15 protein-coding genes are annotated in these 16,594 nt (G+C 59.9%); 8 read left to right on the forward strand and 7 right to left on the reverse strand.

What is annotated here, in order from left to right; translation table 11 throughout:
* The first annotated feature begins 267 nt into the window (after window positions 1-267).
* From QRN36_RS25955 to QRN36_RS25985, 7 genes are all read left to right on the forward strand, one after another.
* Complete coding sequence (locus QRN36_RS25955) at window positions 268-936, forward strand: ABC transporter ATP-binding protein (protein ID WP_285426644.1); 669 nt, start codon at window positions 268-270, stop codon at window positions 934-936.
* A gap of 1 nt (window position 937) precedes the next feature.
* Complete coding sequence (locus QRN36_RS25960) at window positions 938-3,418, forward strand: ABC transporter permease (protein WP_285426645.1); 2,481 nt, start codon at window positions 938-940, stop codon at window positions 3,416-3,418.
* A complete protein-coding gene (locus QRN36_RS25965; RefSeq protein ID WP_285426646.1) occupies window positions 3,408-4,496 on the forward strand; it encodes a lipocalin-like domain-containing protein in 1,089 nt (362 codons plus the stop codon). The genes QRN36_RS25960 and QRN36_RS25965 overlap by 11 nt, the downstream gene beginning before the upstream one ends.
* A 396-nt stretch (window positions 4,497-4,892) precedes the next feature.
* Window positions 4,893-6,665, forward strand: a complete 1,773-nt coding sequence (locus QRN36_RS25970; protein ID WP_285426647.1) for an N-acetylglutaminylglutamine amidotransferase — start codon at window positions 4,893-4,895, stop codon at window positions 6,663-6,665.
* A 3-nt stretch (window positions 6,666-6,668) separates the two neighbouring features.
* Window positions 6,669-8,417: an N-acetylglutaminylglutamine synthetase gene (ngg, locus tag QRN36_RS25975; RefSeq protein ID WP_285426648.1), complete on the forward strand. Its 1,749-nt coding sequence runs from the start codon at window positions 6,669-6,671 to the stop codon at window positions 8,415-8,417.
* 104 nt (window positions 8,418-8,521) lie between these two features.
* Entirely contained in the window at window positions 8,522-9,709 is a 1,188-nt protein-coding gene (locus tag QRN36_RS25980; RefSeq protein ID WP_285426649.1) for an osmoprotectant NAGGN system M42 family peptidase, read from the forward strand.
* Between the two features lie 162 nt (window positions 9,710-9,871).
* Window positions 9,872-10,102, forward strand: coding sequence for a YheU family protein (locus QRN36_RS25985; RefSeq protein WP_093463826.1), 231 nt, complete (start codon window positions 9,872-9,874; stop codon window positions 10,100-10,102).
* A gap of 9 nt (window positions 10,103-10,111) precedes the next feature.
* Here QRN36_RS25985 and csrA read toward each other — a convergent pair whose 3' ends face one another.
* From csrA to QRN36_RS26000, 3 genes are all read right to left on the reverse strand, one after another.
* Window positions 10,112-10,309, reverse strand: a complete 198-nt coding sequence (gene csrA, locus QRN36_RS25990) for a carbon storage regulator CsrA (protein WP_285426650.1) — start codon at window positions 10,307-10,309, stop codon at window positions 10,112-10,114.
* 206 nt (window positions 10,310-10,515) lie between these two features.
* On the reverse strand, window positions 10,516-10,851 hold the full coding sequence (locus QRN36_RS25995; RefSeq protein ID WP_285426651.1) for a YnfA family protein: 336 nt from the start codon (window positions 10,849-10,851) through the stop codon (window positions 10,516-10,518).
* A 69-nt stretch (window positions 10,852-10,920) separates the two neighbouring features.
* On the reverse strand, window positions 10,921-11,736 hold the full coding sequence (locus QRN36_RS26000; RefSeq protein WP_285426652.1) for an SDR family oxidoreductase: 816 nt from the start codon (window positions 11,734-11,736) through the stop codon (window positions 10,921-10,923).
* Between the two features lie 514 nt (window positions 11,737-12,250).
* Between QRN36_RS26000 and QRN36_RS26005 the strand changes: the two genes are divergently transcribed.
* Complete coding sequence (locus QRN36_RS26005; protein WP_092410703.1) at window positions 12,251-12,409, forward strand: DUF3309 family protein; 159 nt, start codon at window positions 12,251-12,253, stop codon at window positions 12,407-12,409.
* A 229-nt stretch (window positions 12,410-12,638) separates the two neighbouring features.
* On the opposite strand, the gene QRN36_RS26010 is transcribed toward QRN36_RS26005, so the two are convergent.
* From QRN36_RS26010 to QRN36_RS26025, 4 genes are all read right to left on the reverse strand, one after another.
* Window positions 12,639-14,297 (reverse strand): cation acetate symporter, encoded by a 1,659-nt coding sequence (locus QRN36_RS26010; RefSeq protein WP_285426653.1) that lies wholly within the window; start codon window positions 14,295-14,297, stop codon window positions 12,639-12,641.
* Window positions 14,294-14,605 (reverse strand): DUF485 domain-containing protein, encoded by a 312-nt coding sequence (locus tag QRN36_RS26015; protein WP_093463813.1) that lies wholly within the window; start codon window positions 14,603-14,605, stop codon window positions 14,294-14,296. Before QRN36_RS26015 ends, QRN36_RS26010 begins: the two co-directional genes overlap by 4 nt.
* A gap of 424 nt (window positions 14,606-15,029) precedes the next feature.
* Entirely contained in the window at window positions 15,030-15,665 is a 636-nt protein-coding gene (locus QRN36_RS26020; RefSeq protein ID WP_285426654.1) for a hypothetical protein, read from the reverse strand.
* A 140-nt stretch (window positions 15,666-15,805) separates the two neighbouring features.
* Complete coding sequence (locus tag QRN36_RS26025) at window positions 15,806-16,447, reverse strand: hypothetical protein (protein WP_285426655.1); 642 nt, start codon at window positions 16,445-16,447, stop codon at window positions 15,806-15,808.
* Window positions 16,448-16,594 lie beyond the last annotated feature (147 nt).

The raw sequence follows: 16,594 nt of genomic DNA on the forward strand, positions 1-16,594 counted from the left end.
AACGCCCGCAACATATCTGTAGGAGTGAGCTTGCTCGCGAAGAGGCCGTTACATCCGCCGCTGGTGCAGCGGCCGGTACATCCACCGCAGGTGCAGCGGCTGGCAAAGCGTTGCCTCAGTAGGACCGGCTTCAGCCGGGAAGAGGCCAGCGTGAGCACCCCGGGCGGTGTGCATCGGCAGCGGTACACGTGGGTACCCTTTCGCTGTTTACACCTCCCCCGGACAACCCGGTATCCTCCCTCTCATTCCCCTGTCAGGTGCATGTCGATGCTGCAAGTCCAAGGCGTGTTCAAAAGCTATGCCACGGCGCAGGGTCCGTTGGCGGTATTGCGGGGCGCGGATCTGCAGCTGGAACAGGGTGGCAGCCTGGCGCTGATGGGTGAATCGGGCAGCGGCAAAAGCACGCTGCTGCACCTGGTCGCCGGGCTGGATCAGGTGGACAAGGGCAGTATCGAGATCGCTGGCGAGCGTCTGGATCAGATGAACGAGGCGCAACTGGCGAACTGGAGGCGCACGCAGATCGGCCTGGTGTTTCAGCAGTTCAACCTCATCGGCAGCCTCAGGGTCGAGGACAATCTGGCGTTCCAGGCGCGTCTGGCCGGACGCTATCAGCCGCACTGGCAAGCAGAGCTTGTCGAACGGCTCGGTCTGGGCGCCTTGCTCAAGCGCTATCCCGAACAACTGTCCGGCGGGCAGCAACAACGTGTCGCCATCGGTCGGGCGCTGGCGTCGCGACCCAGCCTGCTGCTGGCCGACGAGCCCACCGGCAATCTCGATGAAGCCACCAGCGATGAAGTCCTGCAATTGCTGCTCGACATCCTCGCGGACAGCCCGACCAGCCTGTTGATGGTGACGCACAGCCCCAGGGTCGCCGCGCGCCTGCAGCGTCAGGCAGTTTTGCATCTGGGACGCCTGCTCCCGGAAGGCGAACGCTGAGATGCCCGTTTTCTACTGGACGCTGAAGGCGCTGCTCAGCCATTGGCGCCGCCATCCCGTGCAGTTTTTCAGCGTGTTGACCGGTCTGTGGCTGGCCACCAGTCTGTTGACCGGCGTGCAGGCGCTCAATAGCCAGGCTCGAGACAGTTACGCCAAGGCCAGCCAACTGATCGGCGGTGAGCCGCAGAAAATTCTGGTGTCACCCAACGGCGCGAATTTTTCACAAGAACTGTTTGTCACGCTGCGCCGCGCGGGCTGGCCGGTCTCCCCCGCGCTCAGAGGGCGCGTGACACTCAAGGAAGCGCCAGACCTGCGCCTGACGCTGTTGGGCATCGAACCCGTGTCGTTGCCCGTCGACACCGCACTGGCCGGGGAGTCGCTGAGCACCGCGCAGATCGTCGACTTCTTCACGCCCCCCGGCGTCACCTGGATTTCCCCACAGACCCTGTCCGCGCTTGGCCTGCACGAGGGGCAAAGGCCGTTGACCGAGTCGGGCCGCGCGTTACCGCCGTTGCACGCACAGGTGGACATGGCGCCAGGGCTGTTGCTGATGGACATTGGCTTCGCCCAGCAACTGCTGAACCAGCCCGATCAGATTTCGCGACTCGTGCTGCCCAAGGACTTCGCCGACAACGCCCCCGCTCTGCCGGCCGCGTTGAACGGCGAGCTGGTCATTCGCAAAAGCGGCGAAGACAACGACCTGGGTCGCCTGACCGAAAGCTTCCACCTGAACCTGGATGCGCTCGGTTTTCTGTCATTCGTGGTCGGGCTGTTCATCGTCCACGCCGCCATTGGCCTTGCGCTGGAGCAGCGTCGCGGACTGCTGAGGAACTTGCGTGCCTGTGGCGTCAGTGCCCGAAGCCTGATCGTCAGTCTGATCGTCGAACTTGGCGTGCTGGCCCTGCTCGGCGGTATTGCCGGGGTGATCAGCGGCTATTGGCTGGCGAGTGTGCTGTTGCCCGATGTCGCCGCCAGCCTGCGCGGCCTGTACGGCGCCGAAGTGGCCGGGCATTTGAACCTGAGCCTCTGGTGGTGGCTGAGCGGGTTGGGCGTGAGTCTGCTGGGCGCCTTCCTGGCCGGCGCCAGTAGCCTGCTGCGCGCCGCGCGGTTGCCGTTGCTGGCACTGGCGAACGCGCAGGCTTGGCACGAAACCCACGCCACCTGGCTCAAGCGGCAGGGCTGGATCGCCGGAGTTTCCGCGCTGATTGCAGTACTCGCCGCACTGTTTGGCAACAGCCTGGCGGCAGGCTTCGTGCTGATGGCCAGCCTGCTGCTCGGTGCGGCATTGGGGCTGCCTGTGCTGCTCAACGGCTTGCTCAATGGTCTGCTCGGCAAAAGCCGTTCCGTGCTGGGCCAGTGGTTTCTCGCTGACTGCCGCCAGCAGCTGCCGGCGTTGAGTCTGGCGTTGATGGCACTGTTGCTCGCAATGGCCGCGAACATCGGCGCCGGCAGCATGACCTCGGGTTTTCGACAGACCTTCACGCACTGGCTGGAGCAACGCCTGAGCGCCGAGCTGTACATCAATCCGCAAAACCCGGCTCAGGCCGCGCCGCTGCAAAAATGGCTGAGCGAACAACCGCTGACGTCCGCGGTGCTGCCCAACTGGCAGGTTTCGGTGCAACTGCACGGCTGGCCGGCCGAGCTGTATGGCGTGATCGATCACCCGCACTACCGACAGCACTGGCCGTTGCTGGAGTCGGCAGAAGGCGACCCCTGGGCTCGACTGGCCAGCGAGGACGCGTTGATGCTCAGCGAACAGTTGGCCCGACGGTTGAAGGTCAGTGTCGGCGACGAGCTCAAGGTGCCTGCGCCGGACGGCGACTGGCCGCTGCGCGTGGTGGGCATTTACGCGGACTATGGCAACCCCAAGGGGCACATGCTGGTGAACGCCGAGCATTTGCTCAAGCACTGGCCGCAACTGACGCCCAACCGCTTCAATCTGCGTATCGATCCACGGGCGATCCCGCAACTGCTACGGGTCCTGCACAACAAATTCACCATCGACGACAGCCGCATCGTCGATCAGATCCAGCTCAAAGCCTGGTCGCGCCAGGTCTTCGAGCGCACCTTCGCCGCCACCGCCGCCCTCAACAGCCTGACCCTGGGCGTGGCGGGCGTGGCACTGTTCATCAGTCTGCTGACCCAGAGCCAGAGCCGGCTCGGTCAGTTGGCACCGCTGTGGGCGCTGGGCGTCACGCGGCGGCAACTGATGTTGCTCAATCTTGCGCAGACCTGGCTGCTGGCGGTGCTGACGCTGGTGCTGGCGATTCCGTTGGGATTGTTGCTGGCCTGGTGCCTGGATGCCGTGATCAACGTGCAGGCATTCGGCTGGCGGCTACCCTTGCAAGTGTTCCCGATGCAGCTGTTGCGCCTGATGCTGCTGGCGATGCTCGCTACCCTTCTGGCCTCGGCGTGGCCGTTGTATCGCCTGTATCGCACCCGCCCTGCCGACCTGCTGAGGACGTTCGCCAATGAAGGTTAAGGCGCTGGCCGTGCTCCTCGTCGGCCTCTTGCTGAGCGCGTGCGACGACAAACCGGCTGAAGAAAAAGGCTTCGCCGGGCTGGCCGACGATGCCGCAAGTTACGCCCAGGTAACGCCAGGCAAGCGTTTCGCGTTTCCCGACGATCACGGCGCCCACGACGACTTCCGTATCGAGTGGTGGTACGTCACCGCCAATCTGACCGATGCCGACGGGCAAGCGTTCGGCGTGCAGTGGACGCTGTTTCGCAATGCCCTGCCGCGCGCCCGAGACGCAGCGGGCGCGACCGCCGGCTGGAGCAATCGCAACCTGTGGATGGGGCATGCAGCGGTGACGTCGAAGGATGAACATTACGCCGCCGAACGTTACGCCCGCGGCGGTGTAGAGCAGGCCGGAGTGAAGCTGGCGCCGTTCAGTGCCTGGATCGACGACTGGTCGCTGACCAGCGATGCCGCGCACGCCGATCCACTGGCGGACATGCACCTGCAGGCCGCAGGGCCGCAGTTCAGCTATCGCCTGCACCTGAAGGCCGACAAGCCGCTGGTGCTGCAGGGCAAGCAGGGTTTCAGTCAGAAATCCGAGGAAGGTCAGGCCTCGTACTACTACAGCCAGCCGTTCTTTCACGCTGACGGCAGCGTCGAGATCGACGGCAAAACGTATCAGGTCAGCGGGCCAGCTTGGCTGGACCGCGAATGGAGCAGCCAGCCGCTGACCGCCGATCAGACGGGCTGGGACTGGTTTTCCCTGCACCTGAACAATGGCGCCGAAGTGATGCTCTACCGAATGCGCAACAAAAACGGCGAACCGTACCTCACCGGGACCTGGATCAACAGCGACGGCAGCACCGAAATGCTCGCGCCCAGCGACATCGGACTCGAGCCCGAAGACACCACAGAGGTGGAGGGCCGCGACATGCCCACCCGTTGGTCGGTAAAAATCCCCGGCAAGGGCATCGATCTCTCGGTCGAGGCGCTCAACCCGAAGGCGTGGATGGACCTGCAGATCCCCTACTGGGAAGGCCCGGTGCAAGTGAGCGGAAGCCACGACGGCGTCGGGTATCTGGAGATGACGGGCTATTGAGGTTCAGGGGTGCACACATGCCCTGCGCAAGTGGGCTTGCTCGGGGCCGACATCGGACGAAGATTGATTTCCAACTACTGCATCTCCATAGGCTGCGCCGGCCTTTTCCCGGCTGAAGCCGGTCCTACGGACGTCCGGCAGATATTGAAAGCTGTTCGTAGGACCGGCTTTAGCCGGGAAGGCGACGGGTGTTACGCCGTTGATCGAAGGCCGAGTTAAAGGCCGCTGGCTCACTCCCACAACAGGCCGCACGCCTTGCCGGATGTGGCCTATGACACAGTCCCCCCACGCCACTTATAACTGATCGTTCTAAAACTCTGGCAAATCCTGCCGGTCAGTCTTTGGGTAGCCGGACTTCCCGTCTACGTTCCCCAACGGAAAACCGGTAAGGATTATATGTGCGGATTAGCTGGTGAATTACGTTTCGACAATCAACCTGCGGACCTCGCCGCAGTAGAACGCATCACCCATCATCTGGCGCCTCGTGGCCCGGATGCGTGGGGCTTTCATAGCCAGGGGCCGATTGCCCTCGGCCATCGCCGATTGAAAATCATGGACCTGTCTGACGGCTCTGCGCAGCCGATGATCGACAGCCATCTGGGCCTGTCACTGGCCTTCAACGGTGCGATCTACAACTTCCCGGAACTGCGTGCCGAGCTTGAAAGCCTGGGCTATCAGTTCCATTCCGGTGGCGACACCGAAGTGCTGCTCAAGGGCTATCACGCCTGGGGCGCAGACATGCTGCCCAAGCTCAACGGCATGTTTGCCTTCGCCATCTGGGAGCGCGACAACAACAGCCTGTTCATCGCCCGCGACCGTCTGGGCGTCAAGCCGCTGTACTTGTCGCGCACCGACAAGCGCCTGCGCTTCGCATCGGCGTTGCCCGCCCTGCTCAAAGGCGGCGACATCAACCCGATGCTCGATCCTGTGGCGCTCAATCACTACCTGAATTTCCACGCGGTCGTGCCGGCCCCGCGCACCTTGCTGGCGGGCGTCGAAAAGGTACCGCCTGCAAGCTGGATGCGCTTCAGCGCCGACGGCAAGGTCGAGCAGAAAGTCTGGTGGACGCTGCCGTACGGCCCGCGCGCCGACGAAGCCAATCTGACTCTCGAAGACTGGCGCGACCGCGTTCTGGACAGCACCCGCGAAGCGGTCGCGATTCGTCAACGGGCGGCGGTCGACGTCGGCGTGCTGCTGTCGGGCGGCGTGGATTCGAGCATGCTGGTCGGCCTACTGCGCGAAGTCGGTGTGAAAGACCTGTCGACCTTCTCCATCGGTTTTCAGGACGCCGGTGGCGAACGGGGTGACGAGTTTCAGTATTCGGACCTGATCGCGAAGCACTACGGCACCCGCCACCATCAGCTGCGGATCAAGGAAAGCGAAATCATCGAGCAGCTGCCAGCCGCGTTTCGCGCCATGAGCGAGCCGATGGTCAGCCACGACTGCATCGCGTTTTATCTGCTGTCCCGCGAAGTGGCCAAGCATTGCAAAGTGGTGCAAAGCGGCCAGGGCGCGGACGAGCTGTTCGCCGGTTATCACTGGTACCCGCAAGTCGATGGCGCGGCCGATCCTTATGCCGCTTACCGCGATGCCTTCTTCGACCGCAGCTACGACGAGTACGCGCAGACGGTCGCTCCGCAATGGCTGACGGCCAACGACGCCGCCGGTGATTTCGTCCGCGAGCATTTTGCGATGCCGGGCGCCGATGCGGCGGTCGATAAAGCGTTGCGTCTGGACAGCACCGTGATGCTGGTGGACGACCCGGTCAAGCGCGTCGACAACATGACCATGGCGTGGGGCCTGGAAGCGCGCACGCCGTTCCTGGATTACCGGCTGGTCGAACTGTCGGCCCGCATCCCCGCGCGCTTCAAGCTGCCCGACGGTGGCAAGCAGGTGCTTAAGGAAGCGGCGCGCCTGGTGATCCCGTCCGAAGTCATCGATCGCAAGAAAGGCTATTTCCCGGTACCGGGTCTCAAGCACCTTGAGGGCGACACGCTGAACTGGGTACGCGACCTGCTGCTCGATCCGAGCCAGGACCGTGGCCTGTTCAACCCGAACATGCTCGACAAGCTGTTGACCGATCCCGATGGTCAATTGACTCCGCTGCGCGGTTCCAAGCTGTGGCAGCTCGCGGCCCTTAATCTGTGGCTCAGCGAACAAGGACTCTGACCGATGAAAGCCAACGCTTCGATCTATAACCAGCGCCTCTTGCGTGGTCAGCCGCCGTCCTACGAGCGCCTGCAGGCGCGGCTCGCCGAGGATGGCAGCGCAATGGACGCCGAGCCTCTGGCCCTGCATTGCGGCTGGGGACGCCTGTTGATCGGGCATACCTATCCCGATCCTGCGACGCTGGCTGACGACCTGCTCAACGAAAAACCCGGGGAGCGCGACATCGCGCTGTATGTCGCAGCGCCCCAGCAAGTGCTGGCACAGTCGCCGCAGCAGCTGTTTCTGGATCCGTCCGACACATTGCGCCTGTGGTTCAGCGACTACCGCCCTGCGCAGCGGGTGTTTCGCGGCTTTCGCATTCGCCGTGCGCAGAATCAGGACGACTGGACTGCCATCAATAACCTGTACATCGCGCGCGGCATGCTGCCCATCGACCCGAGCCTGCTGACGCCCCGCCATCTGGGCGGCCCGGTGTACTGGATCGCCGAAGATGAGAGTACCAATGCGGTGATCGGCAGCGTGATGGGACTCAATCATCAGAAAGCGTTCAACGACCCGGAAAACGGCAGCAGCCTCTGGTGCCTGGCGGTCGACCCGCAATGCACGCGGCCCGGTGTCGGCGAAGTGCTGGTGCGTCATCTGATCGAACATTTTCAGAGCCGCGGTCTGGCGTATCTGGACCTGTCGGTCCTGCACGACAATCAACAGGCGAAAAACCTGTACGGCAAACTCGGCTTTCGCAACCTGCCGACGTTCGCCATCAAGCGCAAGAACGGCATCAACGAGAAGCTCTTCCTCGGCCCCGGTCCGCAGGCGGAATTCAACCCTTACGCGCGGATCATCGTCGATGAAGCCCATCGTCGAGGCATCGAAGTGCAGGTGGACGATGCCGAGGCGGGCCTGTTCACGCTGATTCATGGCGGGCGCCGGATTCGTTGCCGCGAGTCGTTGAGCGACCTGACCACGGCGGTCAGCATGACGCTGTGTCAGGACAAGCGACTGACGCAGAAAGCCCTCAAAGCCGCCGGTCTTGAAGTGCCGGTCCAGCAGATGGCGGGCAATGGCGACGACAACCTCGCGTTCCTCGATGAACACGAGCGGGTGGTGGTCAAGCCGGTGGACGGTGAGCAGGGCCAGGGCGTGGCCGTGGATCTGCGCACCATCGATGACGTGCAGGCTGCGGTCGAGCGCGCTCGGCAGTTCGACAGCCGTGTGTTGCTGGAAAGCTTCCACGAAGGGCTCGACCTGCGCATCGTCGTCATCGGCTTTGAAGTGGTCGCGGCCGCCATTCGCCGTCCCGCCGAAATCATGGGCGATGGCCGACACGCCATCGGCCAGTTGATCGAAGCCCAGAGCCGCCGACGCGCCGCAGCGACGGGGGGCGAGAGCAAGATCCCGATGGACGACGAAACCCGCCGGACTGTGGAGGATGCCGGCTTCACGTTCGACAGCGTGCTACCGGCCGATCAGCGTCTGGCGGTCCGTCGCACCGCCAACCTGCACACCGGCGGGTGCCTGGAGGACGTCACCGCGATCCTTCATCCAGTGCTCAAAGACGCGGCTGTCCGCGCCGCCCGCGCCCTCGACATCCCGGTGGTGGGCCTGGACCTGATGGTCCCTGCCGCCGATCAACCGGAATACGTGTTCATCGAAGCCAACGAACGCTGCGGCCTCGCCAATCACGAGCCGCAGCCGACCGCTGAACGCTTCGTCGATCTTTTGTTTCCCCATAGCTTGCCTGTGCACGGCTGAATAACAGCAGCGGCAAGCTTCAAGCCATAAGCTGCAAGCGAGGTCAGCGCGACCACTTGCAGCTTACAGCTTGAAGCTTGTAGCTGCTCTGATAGGAGCCTCCCATGACCACTGCAAAAAAAATCCTCGAACCGGATCTGAATTACCTGCAGAAAGTCCTGCTGGAAATGCTCGCAATTCCCAGCCCTACGGGCTTTACCGACACCATCGTGCGCTACGTCGCAGAGCGCCTGGAAGAGCTTGGCATTCCCTTCGAGCTGACGCGCCGGGGGACGATCCGCGCCACCCTCAAAGGTAAGCAGAACAGCCCGGACCGGGCCGTATCAGCTCACCTGGACACCATCGGCGCCAGCGTGCGCGAGGTCAAAGACAACGGCCGGCTAGGGCTGGCACCGGTAGGTTGCTGGTCGAGCCGCTTCGCTGAAGGCAGCCGCGTCAGCGTGTTCACCGACACCGGTGTGATCCGGGGCAGCGTGCTGCCGCTGATGGCATCGGGGCATGCGTTCAACACCGCAGTCGATACCATGCCGATCAGCTGGGATCACATCGAGTTGCGCCTGGACGCCTACAGCGCCACCCGCGCCGACTGCGAATCACTGGGCGTCAATATCGGCGACTTCGTGGCGTTCGACCCATTGCCGGAATTCACCGACAGCGGCCACATCAGCGCGCGCCATCTGGACGACAAAGCAGGCGTGGCCGCCCTGCTCGCTGCGCTCAAGGCGATTGTCGACAGTGGCGCGGAACCGATGATCGACTGTCATCCGCTGTTTACCATTACCGAGGAAACCGGCAGCGGGGCAGCGGGCAGCCTGCCGTGGGACGTCAGCGAGTTCGTCGGCATCGACATCGCCCCGGTGGCCCCAGGCCAACATTCCAGCGAACACGCGGTCAGTGTGGCGATGCAGGATTCCGGTGGGCCTTATGACTATCACCTGTCCCGTCACTTGCTGCGTCTGGGTCAGGAAAAAGAGCTGTCGGTGCGGCGCGACCTGTTCCGCTACTACTACAGCGATGCCCACTCGGCGATCACTGCCGGTTACGATACCCGCACTGCGCTGCTGGCCTTCGGCTGCGACGCGACTCACGGTTATGAACGCACGCATATCGACAGCCTCAACACCCTGAGCCGGCTGCTGACCGCCTACATCATGAGCCCGCCGGTCTTTGCCTCCGATGCGCATCCGTCCAACGCTTCACTGGAAAACTTCAGTCATCAACTGGAGCACGACGCGCAGATGGAAACCGACACCCGTGTGCCGTCCGTGGACACCTTGATGGGCCAACGCTGATCGGCCTGGTTGTGGAAGCCCGCTCGCGCTGAGCGGGCTTCCTACAGTCGCTTCCTACAGTCGAACGTAACCGGTGTGGGAATCTCACTCTGCAGATGTAGCCTCGATTCTCGGGCCGAGTTAGCATCGCCGCCATCCGCCTCTGCGCACACCGAGAATCCCATGCTGATCCCTCACGACCAACTCGAAGCCGACACCCTGACGCGACTGATCGAGGATTTCGTCACCCGCGATGGCACGGATAACGGCGATGAGACGCCGCTGGAAACCCGGGTTCTGCGCGTCCGCCATGCGTTGAGCAAGGGTCAGGCGGTGATTTTCTTTGACCTCGACAGCCAGCAGTGCCAACTGATGCTCAAGCACGACGTACCAAAAGAATATTTCGAAGAGTGAACCCGTCGTCTACCTGCCAGCCCCCTGAGCGGCCAGTTGCTGCAGGCGAGCAGTGATCCGTCGGTAGACCTCGGCACGATGGATCTTCACGTGCTGCGGCGCATCGATGCCGAGACGAACCTGATTACCCGTGATGCCCAGAATCTGCACAGTGATGTCGTCGCCGATGGAGAACGTGTCTCCGATTTCCCTCGTCAATACCAGCATCTTTCCTACTCCCTTGGAGGTAACCAAGTCAGCAGGTTGACCCGGAGGCATCAGTGCATCAATGCGTACAGGACAAATCAGTAACGCCCTTCAAAGATTCGCGCACATGGCCGACAGACGATTCCTACAAATGGCCGCGTCGGCTGGACTTCGCGTGAAATCCGCCTTACAGACGTCGGATTTTTCCAGGCCCGAAAAGGCTTGCGTCAAAGGGTCTGGGTCCAGCGAGGGCCCAGCAGAATGATGGTTGCGCCGATCACACAGAACGCAACACCGATCCAGTCGGAGCTCAAAGGCCGCGCGCGCTCGATGATCCCCAGCCAGACAATCGAGGCAATGATGTAGATGCCGCCGTAAGCGGCATAGGCCCGGCCGGCAAACTGAGCTTCCACACGGGTCAACAGCACGGCGAACAGGGTCAGACTGACCAGCGCTGGCACGATCCAGAGCGCACTTTTGCCCTGTCGCAGCCACATCCAGAAGGCGTAACAGCCGGCGATTTCGAACAGCGCCGCGAGGAAGAACCAGAGGTAGTTGAGCACGGGGAAATCTCTACAAAGGTGGCCAGAACGATGCCGGCCACCCTATCAGAAATGCCCGACTCCAGGCCGTCACGAACTGACCGATCTGACCTTCGCGCGCATCTTCTCAGCCATCGTTGCCATCTCGTCGTACAGCATCTGCGGATTTTTCTGCTTGAGCTGCCAGGCCATGCGCCCCTGTTCGTGAGGCAGAATCATGAACTCGCCTTCGGCCACTTGCCGGAAGATGTAATCGGCGATGTCACTGGCGCTGATCGGTGAGCTTTCCAGCAGCTTGCCGACTTGGGCCTTCATCGCAGGCGTCGGCCCGCGGAAGGAATCAAGCAGATTGGTCTGAAAGAAGGAGGGACACACGACGTGTACGCCGACCTCCGATTGACGAAGCTCGACCAGCAGGCTTTCCGACAACGCAACCACACCGGCCTTGGCAACGTTGTAATTGCTCATCGCCGGGCCCTGCATCAGCGCCGCCATCGAGGCGATGTTGATGATCTTGCCCTTGCTCTGCGCAAGCAACGGCAGGAACGCTTTGCAGCCCTTGACGACGCCCATCAGATTGATCGCGATCTGCCAGTCCCAGTCCTCGAGTGAAAGCTCGTCGAAAAATCCGCCAGAGGCGACACCCGCGTTGTTGACGATGACGTCGATGCCGCCGAACTTCTGCTCGCACGCCTGGGCCAATGCGGTCAACTGGCTGTAGTCCCGAACATCGCAGCGTTGCACGAAGCCTTCCCCGCCCGCCTCGCGCACACCCTTCAACGTCTCTTGTAGCCCGCTGTCACTGATGTCCGACAGCGCCAGTCGCCAGCCCTCACGCGCCCAGCGCAGCGCGATCTCGCGACCCAGTCCGGACCCGGCGCCAGTGATCATAATGCGATTTTGCATAGCAATTGCCTTGTCGGTTTCGAGGAAGTGGCCTCAGTTTAAACAGACAAATTGTCCGACAACCCCTTCATCAGCTCGCTGAATATGCAATGCAAACCGCCGCCCGCCTGAGCGGATTTCGCTTCATCTCCTCAGCAACGGCGGGCGAACAAAGACAATAAGCAAAAGATGCGACGGTGAGTCGACGTACCAAACCGAGGACGACTGTTAGCTTGCTTGCTATTACGGCAGGTTCAGAACTTTCTGCCGACCCATCCGTCAATCATTAGTTCCGGACTCAAACCGCGTCTTACAAGAGGAGATAAAGCGATTTAACATCATGCAAAGCCACTCAGTAAATATTACAAGCCTATGATTTTTAAGATATTTTTTCTGTTGTTAATTTTTATTTCTCGAATTCAGAACCTTTTGATTATGCCGACAGTCGGATTAATCAGGCAGCACAACATTTCGCCAAGTTGGCAGAATCTTGAACTGCACGGCCATCTACCAAGTACACAAGAAGGAACTCGTCATGGGCATCGGCACAATTCTTATCATCATTCTGATCCTCCTGTTGATCGGCGGTCTTCCCGTCTTCCCACACTCCAGAAGTTGGGGCTACGGTCCGTCGGGTATCATCGGTACGATCCTGGTGATCCTGTTGATTCTGGTGCTGCTCGGCAGGATATGACCTCCTGGCAACCAGTGAAAAAACCCGCCTTCGTGGCGGGTTTTTTTATGGGTGGCAAATAGAGATCCCTCCACTCCTCTTAAGGCCAGATGCGATCTGCACCAGCGGCGACTTGTTCCGCGAAGAGTTTCGTGCGCTGGCGATACATCGATCAACCCCACTTCCGCGGCCCTGAAACCCATAAAAAAACCCCGCCGAAGCGGGGTTCCTATGTCGTTGAAACCTCAAATCAGTGAGAAACCGCCCCACTGGCGCCAAGGCCGGTCTGCGAACGCACGAACTGCGGGAAGAACAGCGCTCGCTCGCCCTCGGCCGCTTTCGACTTGTCGGTGATCGAGAAGAACCAGATCCCCACGAACGCGATGATGATCGAGAAGAACGCCGGGTACTCGTACGGGAAGATGGCCTTCTCGTGGTGCAGGATCTGCACCCAGATGGTCGGGCCGAGAACCATCAGCACCACGGCGCTGATCAGCCCCATCCAGCCGCCGATCATGGCGCCGCGGGTGGTCAGGTTTTTCCAGTACATCGAGAGCAGCAGCACCGGGAAGTTGCAGCTGGCTGCGATCGAGAACGCCAGGCCCACCATGAACGCGATGTTCTGACTTTCGAAGGCGATACCCAGCACGATGGCGACGATTGCCAGCGCGACGGTGGTGATCTTCGATACGCGGATTTCATCTTTCTCGTTGGCTTTGCCCGCCTTGATCACACTGGCGTACAAGTCGTGGGACACCGCCGATGCACCGGCCAGCGTCAGCCCTGCTACCACCGCCAGGATGGTCGCGAACGCCACCGCCGAGATGAAGCCAAGGAACAGACTGCCGCCCACTGCGTTGGCCAGGTGAACCGCCGCCATGTTGTTACCGCCCAACAGAGCGCCCGCTGCATCCTTGAACGCCGGGTTGGTGCTGACCAGCAGAATCGCGCCGAAGCCGATGATGAAGGTCAGGATGTAGAAGTAGCCGATGAAGCCGGTCGCATAGAGAACCGATTTACGTGCTTCCTTCGCGTCGCTCACCGTGAAGAAGCGCATCAGGATGTGCGGCAGACCGGCGGTGCCGAACATCAGCGCCAGACCGAGGGAAAACGCAGAGATCGGATCTTTCACCAGACCGCCCGGGCTCATGATGGCCTCACCCTTAGGGTGAACCTTCACGGCTTCGGAGAACAGGACGTTGAAGTCGAAGTTGACGTGCTTCATCACCATCAGCGCCATGAACGATGCGCCGGAGAGCAGCAGCACGGCCTTGATGATCTGTACCCAAGTGGTTGCCAGCATGCCGCCGAACAGCACATACAGGCACATCAGGATACCGACGAGCACGACCGCGACGTTGTAGTCCAGGCCGAACAGCAGCTGGATCAGCTTGCCGGCACCGACCATTTGCGCGATCAGGTAGAACGCCACCACCACCAGCGAACCGCAGGCGGACAGGGTGCGGATTTCCTTCTGCTTCAGGCGGTAGGACGCCACGTCAGCGAAGGTGTACTTACCCAGGTTGCGCAGGCGTTCAGCGATCAGGAACAGAATGATCGGCCAGCCGACGAGGAAGCCGATCGAATAGATCAGGCCGTCGTAACCGGAGGCGTACACCAGAGCGGAAATACCCAGGAAGGACGCAGCCGACATGTAGTCACCGGCAATGGCAAGGCCGTTCTGGAAACCGGTGATCTTGCCGCCAGCTGCGTAATAGTCCGCTGCCGACTTGTTTTTCTTGGCCGCCCAGTAGGTCACGCACAACGTGGCGCCGACGAAGATCACGAACATGACGATCGCGGCAACGTTGAGCGGTTGTTTCTGCACAGCGCCAGTCAGGGCATCCGCCGCCCAGAGTGTCGGTGCAAAGGCCGCAAGGCCCAAAGCTGCAAACAGGCGCCTGATCATTGTTGTGCCTCCTTCAGGATCGCGTTGTTCAGCTCATCGAATTCGCCGTTTGCGCGACGAACGTAGATGGCGGTCAACACGAACGCGGAGATGATCAGACCCACGCCGATTGGCATTCCCCAGGTAATGGATGATGTGGCGCTGAGTTTGGCGCCAAGCACTTGAGGCCCGTAAGCGATCAGAAGGATGAAAGCGGAATAGAGCCCAAGCATGATCGCCGAGAGAATCCAGGCGAATCGTTCCCTTTTCGAGACCAGCTCCTTGAAACGGGGGCTGTTCTGAATCGAGAGGTAAATGCTGTCGTTCATTGTTTTTGTCCTCGCAGCACAGATGGATGTCACGTATTGCACTTTAGTCGGCTCTGAGCCGCACTCCAGACGACCTTAGTATTAGAACGACATTAGCTGATGTGCGCGGAGCTGCACGATTGCCGCCCCATCGAAAAATCAGAGGCACATTTGGCTGAATAACCGTGAATGCGACGGCGCCGGGATGCCACTCCAATGGAAGGCATGGCGTACTGGCATCCCAGAAAAGGCCAGACCGCGCGACCGCGGATAGCGCCCAGGGCAGGCAACGAGCGCCCCTCATCTTATCTACCAACAACGAGCACGGTCCCTGCACGGACAGCAGCCACTACTGCGCAGGGCGGTTCAGGTTTCGTGAGGTTCAACACTGGGTCACCGTTGATGGATCGCGGAGAAACCGGTCGAACAAGGTTTGCGTTTTTGCTCACTCGATAAATTCGAATGAATTTAGGCATAGCTCAAAGCCGCTCCCCCCTCCCGGATTAAGCCTGACTTTCATAACAGCACACTTCAGATCGTCCCCTCCCTCAAATACAATACTCAGATAATCTGGAACGCCCGCCACTGGATAGATGATATCTTCTTTATCGACAATCGCATCGCTCTCATTGAGGTAAGAAACCAACAACTTAGCCGACTCTTCATTGGGAGCTGTTCTATGTTGAAGTTTCATCTCTAGATGCCGAACTGGCTTCTTGAAATTAACCGTTAACTCTACAGCGGCTGTGCCGTTGAACTTTAGCGCGAGTCCATATGGAGTAACGGATCTACCATACAAACATACTCGATCACTACTCACATACCCGCTGGAATTACGGCAATAAAAAGGTGAAAGTTCTGTCCATCCGTCCCCAAGAACAGACATTGAGTTTTCATCAAGGTCTTCAAAGTTATAGCTAGTATCCGGGAGAATAGTGAACACACGTTCAGGGTCGCTGATGGTCCCGAGATAACCGGGTGCAATTTTATGCGGACCAGGCGACGAGCATTTATACTCCCAGCTTCCGTCTTCGTTCACCGCAGCATCGCCAATCCTTTCTCCATGATCGTAAATGTCCACACGCCTATCGCTCTTCCCTGACGTTGACTTAGTCATCGACGTACCCTTTAGCAGATTTGAGAATCTAGCTTAATTTAACAAGGCTGAATCACCGATTGTGGATTACAGAGAACCGGTCGAATAAGGCTTGCATTTTTGGCTCACTTAATAAACTCAAATGAGTTAAGACATAGCTGGACGAAGCCCCCCGCTCCCGGCACAAGCTTGACTTTTATGCCATAACACTTCCGTTCTGCACTTCCATTAAATTCAACAGGCAGGAACTCAGCAACGCCACCTACTGGATAGATGATGTCTTTTGTTTCTATAACATCACTCTCACCATTCACACCCCAGTAAGAAACCAGCAAATGAGCGGGCTCAACTGGAGGGGCTCTTCTATGTTGAAATTTCATTATCATCTGCTGAAAAGGCTTCTTGAACTGAACCGTTACCTCCGTAGTGGTTGTGTCGGTGGACAGGAGGGAAAGTCCATATGGATTCACGGATTTACCATACAAAAATACGCCTTCACTATTCACAACGCCGTCCGAATTTCGGCAATAAATATGTGAGAGTTCTAAAAATTTATCCTTAAGGAGAACGACTGAACCCTCATCAAGGTCTTCAAAGTTATAGCTAGTATCCGGGAGAACAGTGAACACACGTTCAGGCTCGCTGATGGTCCCTAGATAACCCGCCGTCATTCCATGCTTCCCAGGTGATGAACACTCAAATCTCCAGCTTCCGTCGTCGTTCACCTTAGCATCGCCAATCCTCTCTCCATGATCGTAAATATCCACACGCCTATCGCTCTTCCCTGACATCAACGTAGTCATCGCCATACCCTTGAGCAGATTTCAGAATCCAGCTAATCCGGCAGAACCTGACATACCGTCAGAGTGTTCAACCTGGCATCAGCACTTCTCTGAGTAAAAGACAAAAGCCTC

It is taken from the genome of Pseudomonas sp. efr-133-TYG-103a (genome assembly GCF_030209235.1).
GTDB lineage: Bacteria > Pseudomonadota > Gammaproteobacteria > Pseudomonadales > Pseudomonadaceae > Aquipseudomonas.